The organism is Chelativorans sp. J32 (genome assembly GCF_000518985.1).
In the GTDB taxonomy this organism is placed as follows: Bacteria; Pseudomonadota; Alphaproteobacteria; order Rhizobiales; family Rhizobiaceae; genus Chelativorans.
Window position 1 is genome coordinate 325,523 of the sequence record NZ_JAEQ01000003.1, and the last position, 16,128, is coordinate 341,650.

At 61.8% G+C, this 16,128-nt stretch carries 9 protein-coding genes; 6 read left to right on the top strand and 3 right to left on the bottom strand.

Going from position 1 to position 16,128, the window contains the following annotated elements; translation table 11 throughout:
- Window positions 1-6 precede the first annotated feature (6 nt).
- Genes glgX through treY form a run of 4 tightly spaced genes read left to right on the top strand, consistent with a single transcriptional unit; the run spans window position 7 to window position 8,277 of the window.
- A complete protein-coding gene (gene glgX, locus CHEJ32_RS0107100; protein ID WP_156936637.1) occupies window positions 7-2,082 on the top strand; it encodes a glycogen debranching protein GlgX in 2,076 nt (691 codons plus the stop codon).
- Window positions 2,079-3,902 (top strand): malto-oligosyltrehalose trehalohydrolase, encoded by a 1,824-nt coding sequence (gene treZ, locus CHEJ32_RS24135; RefSeq protein WP_034658003.1) that lies wholly within the window; start codon window positions 2,079-2,081, stop codon window positions 3,900-3,902. The genes glgX and treZ overlap by 4 nt, the downstream gene beginning before the upstream one ends.
- Window positions 3,899-5,716: a 4-alpha-glucanotransferase gene (gene malQ / locus CHEJ32_RS0107110; protein WP_028033240.1), complete on the top strand. Its 1,818-nt coding sequence runs from the start codon at window positions 3,899-3,901 to the stop codon at window positions 5,714-5,716. Before treZ ends, malQ begins: the two co-directional genes overlap by 4 nt.
- Entirely contained in the window at window positions 5,713-8,277 is a 2,565-nt protein-coding gene (treY, locus tag CHEJ32_RS0107115; protein WP_028033241.1) for a malto-oligosyltrehalose synthase, read from the top strand. Before malQ ends, treY begins: the two co-directional genes overlap by 4 nt.
- A 38-nt stretch (window positions 8,278-8,315) precedes the next feature.
- Here the strand turns inward: treY and CHEJ32_RS0107120 are convergent, their stop codons facing one another.
- The 3 genes from CHEJ32_RS0107120 to CHEJ32_RS0107130 form a co-directional block, all read right to left on the bottom strand.
- Window positions 8,316-8,591 (bottom strand): DUF2934 domain-containing protein, encoded by a 276-nt coding sequence (locus CHEJ32_RS0107120; RefSeq protein WP_028033242.1) that lies wholly within the window; start codon window positions 8,589-8,591, stop codon window positions 8,316-8,318.
- 165 nt (window positions 8,592-8,756) lie between these two features.
- Window positions 8,757-9,884, bottom strand: coding sequence for an S-(hydroxymethyl)glutathione dehydrogenase/class III alcohol dehydrogenase (locus tag CHEJ32_RS0107125; RefSeq protein ID WP_028033243.1), 1,128 nt, complete (start codon window positions 9,882-9,884; stop codon window positions 8,757-8,759).
- A gap of 143 nt (window positions 9,885-10,027) precedes the next feature.
- A complete protein-coding gene (locus CHEJ32_RS0107130; RefSeq protein WP_028033244.1) occupies window positions 10,028-11,830 on the bottom strand; it encodes an ABC transporter ATP-binding protein in 1,803 nt (600 codons plus the stop codon).
- Window positions 11,831-12,334: 504 nt separating this feature from the next.
- On the opposite strand from CHEJ32_RS0107130, the gene CHEJ32_RS0107135 reads away from it, so the two are divergent.
- Window positions 12,335-14,203 carry an ABC transporter ATP-binding protein gene (locus CHEJ32_RS0107135; RefSeq protein ID WP_028033245.1) on the top strand — a complete coding sequence of 623 codons (1,869 nt, stop codon included), beginning with the start codon at window positions 12,335-12,337 and terminating at the stop codon, window positions 14,201-14,203.
- The gene (locus CHEJ32_RS0107140) at window positions 14,203-16,116 is read left to right on the top strand and encodes an ABC transporter ATP-binding protein (protein WP_028033246.1); all 1,914 of its coding nucleotides are present in this window, start codon (window positions 14,203-14,205) and stop codon (window positions 16,114-16,116) included. Before CHEJ32_RS0107135 ends, CHEJ32_RS0107140 begins: the two co-directional genes overlap by 1 nt.
- The last annotated feature ends 12 nt before the right edge of the window (window positions 16,117-16,128 follow it).

The following is a 16,128-nucleotide window of genomic DNA, read 5'->3' on the forward strand; positions in this document are numbered from 1 at the left end:
TCCTACTTGCGCGTAGATACTGGCCTTCCATATCCGCTCGGCGCCACCTGGGACGGGTCCGGCGTCAATGTCGCCGTTTTCTCGGCCCATGCCGAAAAGATCGAACTGTGCCTTTTCGATGCCCAGGGGCGGCGAGAGATCCGCCGCATTCCCCTGCCGGAATATACGCATGAGGTATGGCACGGTTACTTTCCGGATATGCGGCCGGGGCAGGTTTATGGATTGAGGGCCTATGGCCCGTATGATCCCGCCAAGGGACATCGGTTCAATCCGAACAAGCTCTTGATCGACCCTTATGCGAAGCTGCTCATCGGCGATATCCGCTGGCATGACGCTTGTTTCGGTTACCGGGTCGGCGGCGCACGGCAGGATCTCGCGATGGACCGACGCGACTCCGCTTTTGTCATGCCGAAATGCGTTGTGACGGACACGGCGGCCACATGGGGCAACGATGTGCGTCCGCATCGGCCCTGGGAAGAGACGATCATCTACGAGGCCCATGTGAAGGGCATGACCGCGCTCCATCCGGACATTCCCGAACAGATGCGCGGCACCTTTGGCGGGCTCGCGGACTCCCGGGTGATTGACTATCTCGTCAAGCTTGGCATCACGGCGATCGAGCTCCTGCCTGTGCAGGCGTTCTTCGACGACCGTTACCTGGTCGAGAAACGCCTTACGAACTATTGGGGCTACAACACCATCGGCTTTTTCGCGCCGGCTCCGCGCTACATTTCACCGGGCGGCGGCCTGCACGAGTTCAAGCGGATGGTGCGCAAGCTGCACGAGGCCGGCATCGAGGTGATCCTCGACGTGGTCTATAATCATACGGCTGAAGGGAGCGAGCTTGGGCCCACGCTTTCCTTCCGCGGGCTAGACAATGCCAGCTACTACATCCTCGGCGATGATCCTCGTTACTATTACGACACGACCGGCTGCGGAAACACGCTGAACCTGAAGCATCCGCGCGTGTTGCAGATGGTGATGGATTCGCTGCGTTACTGGGTCGAGGAATGCCATGTGGACGGCTTCCGCTTCGATCTCGCAACGGCGCTCGGCCGCGAGCGCGACAGCTTCGAGCCATCCTCGGTGTTCTTCGATACGGTGCGGCAAGACCCTGTCCTGTCGCGTGTGAAGCTGATCGCGGAACCGTGGGACTTGGGTCCGGACGGCTATCAGCTCGGCAATTTCCCTCCGGGCTGGGGCGAGTGGAACGGTGCCTATCGCGACTGGGTCCGCAGCTTCTGGCGCGGCGACGAACGGGCAGCGCCGGATCTCGCGAGCGGTCTGCTCGGTTCGGCCGGCATGTTTGACCGGCGAGGTCGCAGACCGTGGGCGAGCGTCAATCTCATCACGGCGCATGACGGTTTCACGCTGCACGACCTCTACGCCTACAACGAACGGCACAACGAGGCGAACAAGGAGGACAATCGCGACGGGCACAGCGACAACCGAAGCTGGAACTGCGGTGTCGAGGGCCCGACCGACGACGAGAACATCAAGGCGCTCAGGGCCAAGATGCGCCGCAACGCCATTGCCACTCTGCTTCTCTCCCAGGGCACGCCCATGATCCTCATGGGTGATGAAGTCGGCCGCACGCAGAACGGCAACAACAATGCTTATTGCCAGGACAATGAGATAAACTGGCTGGCATGGGGCAATCGGGAGCCGGAGGATGATGCCTTCCTCCAATTCGTCCGCCGGCTTATCGCATATCGCCGCGCCCATCCGCGTCTGCGGCTGAAGGATTTCCTGCACGGAAAGATCGTCGCGGAAAAGTATCGCGACGTTTCCTGGCTGCGGCCGACGGGCGAGCCGATGACGGACGAGGATTGGGCCGATCCCGGTCTCAAATGCTTTGGGCTGATGCTCTGCGATGAGCGCGGCACGTGCATATTGATCCTGTTCAACGCCTTCCACGAACCGCTCGAGTTCAATCTTCCGCGCGAACTCGGTGCTGCCGGATGGAAGGTGACGATGCGTACGGACACCGGACAGTGGCCGGTATGGGAAGCAATGCGTGCTCCGCATACCCTGGAACTCGCCGACCGCTCGATGGTTGTGCTGGAAGGCCGTGTACGATGAACAATTCCTCCTTCCAGACGCGCTGGGGCGCTCAACTCCGCGACGATGGCGCCGCCGTTTTTCGGCTGTGGGCGCCTGCGGTGGACAAGCTGGTTCTGCGGCTTGGCGAAGACGACGACCGCGAAATGGAACGCCGCGATCACGGCTGGTTCGAACTGGAAGCAAATCGCTTGGAGGAGGGAACTGCATATCGGTTTATCCTTCCGGACGGCATGGCGGTTCCCGATCCTGCTTCTCGCGCACAGGAGAGCGACGTACACGGCCCGAGCCTGTTGATGGGCTCCTCCTTCGATTGGCAAGCGGAGAACTGGGCCGGGCGGCCATGGGAGGAGGCTGTCGTTTACGAGCTCCATCCGGGCACTTTCTCACCGCACGGCGGGTTCGATGGGATTCGGCGCAAGCTGGACTATCTTGCGGAAATAGGCTTCACCGCCATCGAGCTTATGCCGGTGGCCCAGTTTTCGGGAAACAGGGGCTGGGGATATGACGGCGTCCTGCCCTATTGTGCCCACTCGGCCTATGGCGGTGCGGCCGGCTTGAAACAGCTCGTGGACGCCGCGCACGAGCGCGGCCTGATGATGATCCTCGACGTCGTCTACAATCACTTCGGGCCGGACGGGAACTATCTAAGCCTCTACGCTCCTGATTTCTTCGACCCCGACCGGCATACCCCGTGGGGGCCCGCGATCCGCTTCGAGGAGCCGGCAGTTCGTGCCTTCTTTCTCGATAATCCGATCTACTGGCTCGAGGAGTTCCGCTTCGACGGCCTCCGTTTCGATGCCATCGATCAAATCAAGGACAAGAGCGAAAAGCCGATATTGGAAGAGATGGCACGCAATATCCGCGCGACTTTCCCGGACCGGCATATTCATCTCATGACCGAGGATGAGCGCAACATCGTGGAACTCCACCCGCGTGACAGCGCAAACAGCCCGATTCTTTTCACGGCGGAATGGAACGACGACTTTCATCATGCAGCGCATTGCCTGGCGACGGATGAGGATGCCGGTTACTATGCAGGCTTTGCGGACGATTCCGTTGGGCATCTCGCGCGGGCGCTGGCAGAAGGCTTCTGCTATCAGGGCGAGCCCTATGCTCCGCGCGAGGGAAAACCGCGAGGGGTGCCCAGCGCGGGGCAGCCGCCGCTTGCCTTTGTCGATTTCCTGCAAAATCATGACCAGATCGGCAACCGTGCGTTCGGAGAGCGACTGACGGTCTTGACGGACGAGGAAACGGTCGAACTGCTGACGGCGGTGCTTCTCCTCAATCCGCAGGTTCCCCTCGTCTTCATGGGGGAGGAGTTCGGAGAGACAAATCCCTTCCTCTTCTTCACCGACTTCCACGGGGACCTAGCCAACGCCGTAAGGGAGGGGAGGCGGCGCGAGTTCAAGGATTTCGGGCATTTCAGCGGCGAACAGGCCGAGAGGATTCCCGACCCCAACGCGCTTACCACCTTCGAAGCATCCATGTTGAACTGGGATCGCGTGGAGACCGAAGAAGGGCGCAAGCGGCTCGATCTTTTCCGTCGTCTCTTGGAGGTGCGCAAAGCGCATCTGGTGCCTTATCTTGGTCGGATGCCTTCGATGCAGGGGCAGGCGGAGCGGCTCGCAGACAAGGCCTTCTCCGTGCGCTGGCGCATGGATGGACGCCTCTTGCTCATGGCGGCGAATTTCGGCAGCGACATGGCTGTTGCCGGAGAAGGCTTTGCGCGTTCCAGGGCAATTTACGAGAGCAGGCAGGGCGTGGAGGCAGCGCTGCTGAGAGGGGCATTGCCGGAACGCAGTGTGGCATTCCTCGTAACTGAAGAAGCCGACACATGACCGACGAACTCGACAGGCTTGCAGCCGCACACGGCATCGTCCGATCCTACCGAGCGCTGGACGGCACGATCTCACATGCCTCGGATGACGCGGTGCGGGCGATCCTTGGCATTCTCGGCGTGGAAGGGAGTGCGGAAGAGGGCAATGACCCTCACGGTCAATTTCCCCCTCCGCCGCAGGCGCCGCAGGGGGCCGCATGTTTCCTCCCCGACTTCCTGCGCCATGGCCGGGCTTGGGGCATCACCTGCCAGCTCTACGGTTTGAGGTCCCAGCGGAACTGGGGGATCGGCGACTTCGAGGATCTTGCCCGCCTCGGGGAATTCGCGGCTGGAATGGGCGCGGATTTTCTCGGCGTCAATCCTCTGCATGCCCTGTTTACCGCCGAACCGCAGAAGGCAAGTCCATTCTCTCCCAGTGACCGCACCTTCCTCAATCCGCTTTATATCGCGGTGGATCGAGTAAAGGGGTTCGATACAACGCTCGATCTCGACGAAAGTGCTTTGGCGCCTCTCAGACAAAGCGAGTTGGTGGATTACAGAGCCGTGGCGGAACACAAGCTTGCCGTGTTGCGCCGGATCTTTCAGCGCACTCGCGAAGACGATCTCCAGGGCAGCGCCACCTTCAGGGAGAAGGGCGGCGAGCCCCTGTGGCGTTACGCCTTGTTCGAGACAATCAGCCTCGAAATGGTGCGTCAGGGCGGCGGAACGGGTTGGCATGCCTGGCCTGAAGAGCTCCAGGATCCGACAAGCGAAGCGGTAAAGCGGTTCGCGGAAGAACGGCGGGAGGAGATCGAGTTCCAGATCTGGCTTCAGTGGGTGGCCGATCAGCAGCTGGAGCAGGTATCCGGACGGCTACGGTCGGCCGGCATGCGCATCGGGCTCTATCTCGATCTCGCTGTAGGTACTGCGCCCGATGGAGCCGCCACCTGGAGCGACCGCAGCTTGACACTGGTGGGCGCGGAGATCGGAGCCCCGCCGGATATGTTCAATCCCGAGGGCCAGCGCTGGGGCTTGGCCCCCTGGTCGCCTTCGGAAATCGCAGCGCGTGATTTCCGGCCGGTGCGGCGCTCCTATGAAACCATCCTGCGGCACGCCGGCGCGCTCCGGATCGATCACGCCATGAGCCTCTACCGGCTCTTCTGGATCCCGAACGGCTTTCCGGCCGGGCAGGGGGCCTATGTCCTCTATCCCATGCCGGAGGTGGTCGGCGTCCTTGGCGAGGTATCCCAGCAGTCCCGCGCGGTCATCATCGGCGAGGATCTGGGCGTCGTGCCGGAAGGCTTTCGCGAGCAAATGGACCACGCAAACCTGCTCGGCTATCGCATCTTCTATTTCGAGCGGAACGACCATGGCTTTATTCCGCCCGAACATTGGCCACGTTCCGCACTCGCGTGCATCGGCAGTCATGACACCAACACGCTTGCGGGCTGGTGGACGGGCAGCGACATCGACGAGCGCCAGCGGATAGGTCTTTACGACGAGGAAGCGGCGCATCGGGAGCGCGAGCGGCGGCGGCGCGAGAAGAATGAGGCGATCGAGATGTTACGGGCGCGCGGATACGAAGCGGGCGAGGATTTCAGCGAAGCCGTTGCGGCCGGCATCCATCGCCTTGTGGCCAGCTCGCCCAGCTATCTCTTCGCTGCACAGATGGAAGACCTGCTCGGCCTGACCGAGCAGCCCAATATCCCGGGGACTGTGGACGAGCATCCGAACTGGCGGCGTAAGCTTCCCGTCTTGATCGAGGAATTGGGAAGTGCATCCATCCTGCGCACGGTCATCGATGCGATCCGGCAGGAGAGACCGTGCGACAGATGACGCTTCCCTGTGCGACATACCGGCTGCAATTCCGCGAAGGCATGACCTTCGAAAGGGCGGCGGAGATCGTGCCTTACCTGGCTGAGCTTGGCATCAGTCATCTCTATGCCTCGCCCATTTTCACGGCCGCTCCCGGTTCCACTCACGGCTACGATGTGGCCAACCACCAGGAGCTCGACCCCACGCTTGGCGGCGAGGAGGGGTTTTCGCTCCTGGCAGAAGCGTTGAAGGGTCACGGCATTGGCCTGCTTCTGGATATCGTTCCCAATCACATGGCAGTCTCGACGGCCAATCCGTGGTGGCGAGACGTGCTGAAGCATGGCAGGCAAAGTGCCTATGCCAGCCATTTCGACATCGACTGGAATGCGCCGAAACTGCTCCTGCCCGTCCTGGGCGAACCCTATGGCGAGGCACTTGCAGACGGCAAACTCCAGCTCCGTATGGACGAGGAAACGGGTGAGCCGGTCTTTGGCTATTACGACCTTTCCTTGCCGCTTTCGCCCGACTCCCTTTCCCTTCTGCCGGACAGCGATCCGGATGATCCCGCCGCTTTCGGCCTGATGCTGGAAAGGACGAGCGACGATAAGGACTTCCTGCACCAGCTTCACGAAGCTCAGTGTTGGCGGTTGGCCTATTGGCGTCTCGCCCGAGAGGCGCTCACCTATCGCCGCTTTTTCGAAATAGCCGATCTGATCGGGGTAAGGGTGGAAGATCCGGCCGTATTCGCCGACGTTCACAAGCTGCCTCTGCGGCTTGTAAAGGATGGGATCGTGGACGGTCTGCGGATCGACCACATTGACGGGCTCGCCGATCCGAAGGCCTATCTGGCGGAACTGCGGAAAGCCTCCGGCCTAAATTATGTCCTGGTGGAGAAGATCCTCGGGCCGGATGAGGATCTGCGCGGCGAATGGCATTGCGCGGGCAGCACCGGATATGAGGTGGCGCGGCTGATCACCGCGCTGCAAGTCGAGTCAAGCCACCGCGATGCCATGAACAAGGGCTGGACCGGGTTCACCGGCAACGACGCCCAGTTCACAAGCCAGGTGCTTGCGGCCAAGCGTCGGATCCTGACCATCAATCTCGCTGGAGAATTGGACGGGCTCGTCCGCATTGCGGAAGCGATCGCCTCAGAGGACGTAGCCACGCGCGATTTCGGTCGTGATGCCCTGCGGCTTGCGATCGTGGAGCTTGCTTCCGCCATGCCGGTCTATCGCAGCTATATCGACGGGGACGGCGCTTCCGACGAAGACAGGCAAGTGATCGAGAAGGCGGTGAGCCGGGTGGAACGCGGGCGCGAGGTGGAAGACGATCGGGTGATCGCCTTCATCGCATCGCTGCTCCTCGAACCCACCGGCGGCTCAAGCACGCGGGCACAATTCGTCACCCGGTTCCAGCAGACGACCGGGCCGCTGATGGCGAAGGCTGTCGAAGATACGGTCTTCTATCAATTCAACCGGCTGATCGCATTGAACGAAGTGGGAGCGGAGCCGGATGAGTTCGGGCTCGACCCCGAGGTCTTTCACGCGGCTATGATCAAGAGGGCGGAGATCTGGCCGCATGCGCTGTCGGCAACCGCCACGCATGATACCAAGCGCGGCGAGGATGCACGTGCCCGGCTTGCCGTCATCAGCGAAATGCCCCAGGAGTGGGCGGCGGCCGTGACACGCTGGCACGAGGCCGCGGAGGATCTGTGCACAAATCTGCCGCGCGGGCCTGCCCCTACGCCCGGCACCGAATGGTTGTTCTACCAGGCTTTGGCAGGCGCTTGGCCTGCCGACCTCTCCCTACAGGACGAGGCGGGCCTGCAGGAGCTTGCCGATCGCCTTTCCGCCTTCATGACCAAGGCCCTGCGCGAGGCGAAGCGCCAAACCAGTTGGACCGACCAGAACGAACCTTACGAAAAGGCCGTCGAAGATTACGTTCGTGGCGCCTTCGCGCCGGAGCGACGAAGTTTCCTGCGGGAGGTGCGCGCCATCATTGCGACCATCGAGCCGGCCGGCATCATCAACAGCCTGAGCCAACTCGTCATGAAGCTTACGCTTCCCGGGATTCCCGACATCTATCAAGGGTGCGAACTCTTCGATTATAGCATGGTCGATCCCGACAACCGGCGCGCCGTCGATTTCGATCTGCGGCGGAAGCTTCTTCACGAGGTTCGCGACATGCCCGTGACCGAAGCAATGGAGCGCTGGCGGGAGGGGCTGCCGAAGCTTTGGCTGCTGCATCGCCTGTTGCGGCTTCGCCGCGCACATGAAGGCATCTTCGCTTATGGCGATTACGAGCCCGTCGAGATCACAGGCGACGAGAACATGCACGCGATCGCCTATGCGCGTGCCCTGGAAGGAAGGCGCGTGGTCGTGGCGGTGCCGCGCCTAGTACTCAGGCATTGCGAGCCCGGTCGCCCCTCCTGGATCAGCAGCGCGTTCGGGCGCACGATGCTGCAGCTGCCCAGCGGCTCCGGGCGCTACAGGACATTGACTGGGCAGGTCGTGGAAGAGCGGGAGATACCGCTTTCAATGGTTTGGAGAGAGCTTCCGGTTGCCGTGCTGGAATCCGCTTGAGGCAGGCTCCGGCTCGGCGCGGGGCAGTGGTGCCCCGTCTACATTGTTTTCTTGGCGCGTCTGGAGGGAGCGCCATTGTTGGTCTTGGCGCCATTACGGCGGGTACTATTGGAGGAGGCTTCCTCCTTCTCCGGAAAATCTTCAGGCATAGGCGGGATTTCCGCGGATTCCGGATCTGCCTGTCCGCCCTCTTCGGCCTCGACCTCTCGCGCCGCCTGCACCCAGTGATCCCACGCACGGCCCTCCGGACGCCCTTCCTGCTCCCATAGTTCATAGGCTCGTCGCCGGATCCTGTCTTCTTTCTCCGATGTCATGATCGTCCCTCCGTTTGCGGCAAAACCCCCATGCCAGGCACATGGTTCCGAGGGTAAGCCCTTCGAGGGACGAAAAGACGCAGGCGTGGCGGCCACACTTGCGCCCGCCGTTCAGCCAGGTCCGAAAGGCCGGTTTCATAAGGAAAACGGCCTTGATTGCCGATGCTAATAGACGACCACGCTTCTGATGCTCTCGCCCGAGTGCATGAGATCGAAGCCCTTATTGATCTCATCAAGCGTCAGAATGTGGGTGATCATCGGATCGATCTCGATCTTTCCGTCCATGTACCAGTCGACGATCTTCGGCACATCGGTGCGGCCTCGCGCTCCGCCGAAGGCCGTGCCTTTCCACACGCGCCCGGTGACAAGCTGGAAGGGACGCGTTGAAATCTCCTGGCCCGCGCCGGCCACGCCGATGATGATCGACTGGCCCCAGCCGCGATGAGCAGATTCGAGCGCCTGGCGCATGACCGTTACGTTGCCCGTGCAGTCGAACGTGTAATCGGCTCCACCGATCGTGTCGGCGCCGCGTTTTGTCAGGTTGACGAGATAGGGAACGAGATCCCCGCCCACTTCCTTCGGATTGACGAAATGCGTCATGCCGAAGCGCTCGCCCCATTCCTTCTTGGAATTGTTGAGGTCGACGCCGATGATCATGTCCGCGCCGGCCAGCTTCAAGCCCTGGATGACGTTGAGGCCGATGCCGCCAAGACCGAACACGATCGCTGTCGAGCCGATCTCCACCTGCGCCGTGTTGATGACGGCGCCGATGCCGGTCGTCACGCCGCAGCCGATATAGCAGATCTTGTCGAAGGGGGCGTCCGGATTGACCTTCGCCACGGCGATCTCGGGCAGCACGGTGAAGTTGGAGAAGGTGGAGCAGCCCATGTAGTGATGCAGCTTTTCGCCATTGAGCGAGAAGCGCGAAGTGCCGTCGGGCATCACGCCCTGGCCCTGGGTAGAGCGGATTGCGGTGCAAAGATTCGTCTTGCGGGACAGGCAGGAAGGGCACTGGCGGCATTCGGGCGTATAGAGCGGAATGACGTGATCGCCCTTCTTGACGCTGGTCACGCCCGGGCCCACGTCGACAACGACGCCTGCGCCTTCATGGCCGAGGATCGCCGGGAACAGGCCCTCCGGGTCGGCGCCGGACAGCGTGAAATCATCGGTATGGCAGATGCCGGTCGCCTTGATTTCCACCAACACCTCGCCCTCGCGCGGCCCCTCGAGGTCCACTTCCATGATCTCAAGCGGCTTACCGGCGGCAATGGCTACGGCGGCACGGGTCTTCATGGCTCTGTCTCCTTCTTGTCTCGGCGGGCCGGCCGCGAAGACCGGCCCGAGGAATCTCATTGGGCGTTGTTACATGCTTTACGCAGGGGTGCCAGAGCCAGAGAGCGCCTGGCGACATGCCCGGCGCCTGCTGATCTTGTCCTTTACGCAAAGCCCTTCGTGAGCTCCAGTGCCTGCCGTTCGAAGAGCCGGCGGTAGATGCCGCCCTCGAGCCGGATGAGCTCAGCGTGGTCACCCTCCTCGACGACCCGCCCCTTGTCGAAGACCAGGAGGCGGTCGAGAGAACGCACCGTCGAGAGCCGGTGCGCGATGACGAGGGTCGTGCGCCCGACCATCAGTCGCTCCATCGCCTGCTGGATCAGAACCTCCGATTCAGAATCGAGGCTCGAGGTTGCCTCGTCGAAGATCAGGATCGGAGCATCTGCCAGGAAGGCGCGGGCGATCGCCACGCGCTGGCGCTCGCCGCCTGAGAGCTTCACGCCCCGTTCGCCCACCAGCGTTGCGTAGCCCTTCGGCAGGCTGGCGATGAAATCATGCGCGCTGGCGAGCTTTGCCGCGTGCTCGATCTCTGCCATGGTAGCGCCTGGTCGCGCATAGGCGATGTTTTCCGCCAGCGAGCGGTGGAAAAGGATCGGTTCCTGCTGCACGATCGCGATCTGCGACCTGAGCGACGATTGCTGGACCTTCGAAATGTCCTGCCCGTCGATCAGGATTCGACCGCCGGTCACGTCATAAAGCCGCTGGATCAGCTTGACGAAGGTCGTCTTGCCGGATCCGGAATGGCCCACCAATCCGACCCGCTCGCCGGGCCTGATGGTGAGCGAGAAATCCCGGTAGAGCGGCAATGCATGGCCGTGATAGTGGAAGGTGACCTTCTCGAAATCGATCTGTCCGTCACGCACGAGAATAGGCTTTGCGCCGGGCCGGTCCTCCACCCCTAGCGGCTCACCATGAATGGCGACGAGCTCTTCCAGATCGTTGACCGAGCGTTGCAGGTTGCGCACGTGCATGCCGACGTCGCGCAGATAGCCCTGCAGGACGAAGAATGCCGTAAGCACGAAGGCTATGTCGCCCGCCGTCGCCCGGCCACCCATCCACAACACGATGGCAAAGCCGATCACGGATGCCCGAAGTACCAGCAACGTGACGCCTTGCGTCGTACCGTTGATCGTACCGCGCACCCAACCCCTGCGGGTGCGATCCTGCCACTTCCCGATGACATGCAGGAGACGCCGCTCCTCGCGCCCCTCCGCGCCGAACGCCTTCACCACCGCATTGCAGGAGACGGCGTCGGCGAGCGCGCCGCCAAGCCGTGTATCCCAAGCGTTTGCGAGACTTGCGGCAGGCGCCACATAGCCAAGCGAAAGGGAAACCGTCAGCGCGACATATATGATCGAGCCTATGGCGATGATGGCACCCATCAGAGGCCAGTACCAACCCAATATGATGGTGGAACCCACCAGCATGACAAGCGAGGGGAGCAGGGCCATCAGGAGCGTGTCGTTGAGGAGGTCGAGCGCCCACATGCCACGCGTAATCTTGCGCACGGTCGAGCCGGCAAAGCTGTTGGCATGCCAGTCGGTCGAGAAGCGCTGAATGCGGTGGAACGCATCGGACGCAACCTCCGACATCATCTTCAGCGTAAGATTGACGATCGCGATGAAGGCGATGTGCCGCAGGACGATGGCCCCGGCCGAAAGGCCGAGCAGCACCAGAAACGCGGTGATTGCCGCGTTCCAGGCCAGTTCGTCCGTGGCCGCCCCGCGCGCCACCGCGTCAACGAGCCGGCCTGAATAGAGCGGGGTCAGAACGTCGGCCATCGTAGACAGCAGAAATGCGCCGACGATGACGGCCAGCCTGCGCGGCTGCCGGCGCCAATGCAGGCCACAGAAACGAAACACGTCGCCAAAGGCATTGCCTTTGAGGGCATTGCGAAAAGAAGCCATGATGTTCACCGGATACGCAGGGCATCCGGTCCCAAATAGAGATTTTGAAGAATGGCGTTGGACAGAAGACTGTCCAAAAGCGCTGCCGGTTTAATGAAAATGCGCTTCCTGGTGGAGGCGCACGGGCGGCAGTCGCCTTGAGAACCCGGCGTGGCCGGCGGTCTGTGACCTAACCGTGATGCCGGAACATCAAGCCGCTGCCTTCATGGGAAGAGCCGAATGCTGGCATTCGTGACCTCCTTGGAAGGGCTAAACGGGAGGAGGCTTCTTATACAAAGAAGATGCCCAGGCCAAGCCCTTGGAACCGGTTCGTCCGGATATGTGGCCGTCTTGCAACATATCGACGCCCGGCCCGGGCTGCCGAGAGTAACTTTGAAATTCCAGCTTCTCATGCGGAAAAGTACTTGAAAGGCCGTAGCATTGCCTTATTGCCTGAGAAGTATTTCTGACGGCGAGTCGTCGGACGCGCCGCCGCGTTAAGCCAAATCAATCTGGAACATCATCGTGAGTAGCGAAGCCATCGGCAGCGCGACGAAGCCTCGGGACGCGCTTGCGCATGTGAATGCGGCGAGCTGGGGCAAAGGCCTCAACATACTGGCCCGCATCACGCGCATGAATTTCCGCCATCCCTGGCAGGTGACGTTTGCGATCGGTTCGACCATCATCGCAGCGACCCTGCAGCTGTCGATCCCACAACTTTTGGGCCGCGCGGTCGACCAGGCCCAGAGCGTTTTCGCAGGAGGGGCGGCGGGGGCGGTTGCCGAGCAGGCGCTTTGGACCTCCGCTCTGCTGCTTCTTGCGGTCAGTACGCTACGCGGCCTGTTCACCATGTCGCAAAACTATTTCGCCGAAGCTGTGGGCCACCATATCGGCTACGAATTGCGGCTCGCCTGCTACGAGAAGATCCAGCGGCTTTCTTTCTCGTTCCACGATCAGGTGCATTCCGGCGATCTCATCACCATCGGCATGCTCGATCTGGAAGGCGTGCGGATGTATTTTTCCACCGGCCTGGTCCGCGCCGTGCTGCTGTTCATGCTGATCGGCATCGGCGCCTATTTGCTTCTTTCGACAGATCTCGTGCTCGGTCTTCTGGCTTTGAGCTTCGTGCCTTTTGTGGCGTGGCGCTCCTCGGTGACGCAACTCACGTTGCGCGCCACCTGGCTTGATCTGCAGGAGCGCTTGTCGGTCCTGAGCCGTGTCATGGAGGAAAATCTCGGCGGCATCCGCGTGGTGCGAGCTTTCGCCAGCCAGGCCTACGAGATGCTCAAGTTCGACCGCGCCTCCAAGAATGCGCTCGATCTTGCCCATGAGCGCGTCAACATTCGCGTCCGCAACACGTCGGCCATGACGTTCTCCTTCTTCTTTTCCATGGGGTTGGTGCTGCTCTTTGGCGGCAGGAAGGTGATGGCAGGCGAAATCAGCGTCGGCACGCTCGCCACCTTCCTCACCTTCATGACCATCCTGCAGATGCCGGTCCGGCAGATCGGTCTGATGGTGAATTCCTTCGCACGCGCGTCGACATGTGGCTCCCGGCTGTTCGGTCTTCTGGACATGGAGGTGGCCATCAAGGATGCGCCGGACGCAAAGCCGCTCGAGATCGAGAACGGCACGCTCCGGTTTGAGGATGTCTCCTTCGCTTATCCCATGGCGGCGGAACGGCCGATCCTTAGGAACGTCAGCTTCGAGGCGAGGAAGGGTGAAACGATCGGCATTGTCGGCCCTCCCGGCTCGGGCAAGTCGACCATCGCGCATCTGATCCCGCGCTTCTACGACGTGACGGGTGGACGGATCACGCTCGACGGCCAGGATATTCGCGACGTCACGCTCGGCTCCCTGCGCAAGGCCGTGGCGGTGGTCCAGCAGGATGCGTTCCTCTTCACCACGACCATCGAAAACAACATCGCCTATGGTGACCCCTGGGCGCATGAGCAGCGTATCGAGCGCGCAAGCGGATATGCCCAGCTCCACAATTACGTCCTCGGATTGCCGGCCGGCTACAAGACGGTGGTGGGCGAACGCGGCGTTTCGCTTTCGGGCGGGCAGCGCCAGCGCCTCACCATCGCTCGAACCATGATGCTGCGGCCGTCGGTCATCATCTTCGACGATTCCACCGCTGCCATCGACGCGGCAACCGAGCAGCGCATCCGGTCGGCCATGCGCCAATTTGCGAAGGATCGGGTGACCATCATCATCGCGCATCGGCTGAGCTCCCTCATGCATGCTGATCAAATCCTGTTCGTCGAAAACGGTGAGATCGTCGAGCGCGGCACTCATGAGGATCTTCTGGCCAAAGGCGGCCGCTACAAGGCCCTCTACGATCTGCAGGTGCGCCCGGGCGACGAGGTGCTGAACGAGTATGGGGAGGCAGGCTGATGGCACAGGGCCATGCCGGAGAGCTGGAAGCCGAACGCAATGATGTGCGAGATGACGGACGCCGGCCGCCGCGCGCGGTGGTGGGCTCGCACCGCATCGAAGAGGAGATGTTCGGCAGGGCGTTCGACAAGAACATCGTCAAACGCATCTGGGCCTTTGTGAAGCCCTACCGCGCCAAAGTCTATGTTGCGGTGGCGGCCGTGCTGATCTTCACGGCCACCCAGCTCGTCATTCCGCTGATCATCCGCTACGCGATCGACCACGGCATGGCGCTCGGCGGGATCGACCTCCTGCCGCTCTTCATTGCCTGCGGCGCTTTCCTGCTTGCGATCCTGATCAATTATGCTGCCAGCTACACGCAGGAGACCGTGGTCGGAAAAGTGGCAGAGAATGTCCTCTTCGACATTCGCCGCGCGATGTTCGGTCATCTGCAGAGGGTGTCGCTTTCCTTCATGGACAAGACGGAGGTGGGGCGGCTGATGTCGCGCCTGCAGGGAGACGTCAACTCCATGCAGGAATTCCTGGAAACCTGCGTGCTCTCGGTTGGCGACATCGCACTGCTCTTCGGCATCGTCGTCGTGATGCTGTGGCTCGATTTCCGCCTTGGCCTGCTCACGCTTTCCGTGTTGCCCGTCCTCTTCATCGTGCGGCTCTTCTGGCTGCCGCGCGCCCGTAACGCCTTCATGGCCGCGCACGAGACGAACTCCGTCGCGAACGGCGCGCTCGCCGAGGCGATCCACGGGGTACGTGCCGTGCAATCGATGGACCGGCAGCAGGTGAACTTCGTCCTTTATGACGACAAGGCGCACGCCAATCTGAAGACACATCTGACCGCCGCCAGATACGCCCAGGTGATGGTGCCGATCGTCGACACGCTCACGGGCATCGCCATGGCCGTGGTGATCGTGGTCGGCGGCTCGATGGTCGTGAATGCCAGCCTCGATATTGGCGTGATGGTCGCATTCCTCTTCTACATCCAGCGCTTCTTCGACCCTATCCGCTCGCTGACGCTGCAATATTCGGTGATGCAGCGCGCCATGGCTTCGGGCAAGCGGCTGACGGATGTACTCGACGTCAAGGTGGACGTTCAGGACAAGCCGGACGCCAAGGTGCTTTCGCCCGACATGGACGGCTCGGTCGAGTTCAAGGATGTGACCTTCGGCTACAATCCCAAGCACCCGGTGCTGAAGAACGTCTCGTTCCGGGTCAATCCGGGCGAGACGGTGGCATTGGTCGGGCCGACCGGTTCGGGAAAGTCCAGCGCCATGGCGCTGGTCCATCGCTTCTACGATGTACAGCAGGGGCAGGTTCTGGTCGGCGGCCATGACGTGCGCGATCTCACGCAGGAATCGCTCGGCCGCCAGATCGCCATGGTGCTGCAGGAGCCATTCCTCTTCACCGGCACCGTGTTCGAGAACATCCGCTATCACATGACCGACGCCACGCGCGAGCAAGTCATCGAAGCGGCGAAGGCGGTGGGCGCACACGACTTCATCATGACCCTGGCCGGCGGTTATGATGCGATGCTGGAGGAGCGGGGCGGCAACCTGTCTCTCGGCCAGCGTCAGTTGATCAGCTTCGCCCGTGCGCTCGTTGCCGACGCGAAAATACTGGTGCTGGACGAAGCCACTGCCAATATCGATAGCTATACGGAGATGTTGATCCAGAAGGCGCTGGTGAAACTGCTCGAAGGGCGTACCGGCCTCGTCATCGCCCACCGTCTCGCGACCATCCGGGGCGCCGACCGCATCATCGTCCTGCAGAACGGTCAGCTGATCGAAACCGGCAACCACGACCAGCTCATGGCAAGAGGCGGGCTTTATTCGAAGCTCTATAACCTGAACTATGCTTCCTTCGACGATATCCCCGAAGAGGAACTGCAGGCGAGCGCGCAGAGCGGATCAACGACATGAATGAGGCCCACC

Bases quoted from the DNA above. Each gene is read 5' to 3' on its own strand.
- treZ (WP_034658003.1), top strand. From the start codon at position 2,079: ATGAACAATTCCTCCTTCCAGACGCGCTGGGGCGCTCAACTCCGCGAC.
- CHEJ32_RS0107140 (WP_028033246.1), top strand. From the start codon at position 14,203: ATGGCACAGGGCCATGCCGGAGAGCTGGAAGCCGAACGCAATGATGTG.
- CHEJ32_RS0107125 (WP_028033243.1), bottom strand. From the start codon at position 9,884: ATGAAGACCCGTGCCGCCGTAGCCATTGCCGCCGGTAAGCCGCTTGAG.
- CHEJ32_RS0107120 (WP_028033242.1), bottom strand. From the start codon at position 8,591: ATGACATCGGAGAAAGAAGACAGGATCCGGCGACGAGCCTATGAACTA.
- treY (WP_028033241.1), top strand. From the start codon at position 5,713: ATGACGCTTCCCTGTGCGACATACCGGCTGCAATTCCGCGAAGGCATG.
- CHEJ32_RS0107130 (WP_028033244.1), bottom strand. From the start codon at position 11,830: ATGGCTTCTTTTCGCAATGCCCTCAAAGGCAATGCCTTTGGCGACGTG.
- malQ (WP_028033240.1), top strand. From the start codon at position 3,899: ATGACCGACGAACTCGACAGGCTTGCAGCCGCACACGGCATCGTCCGA.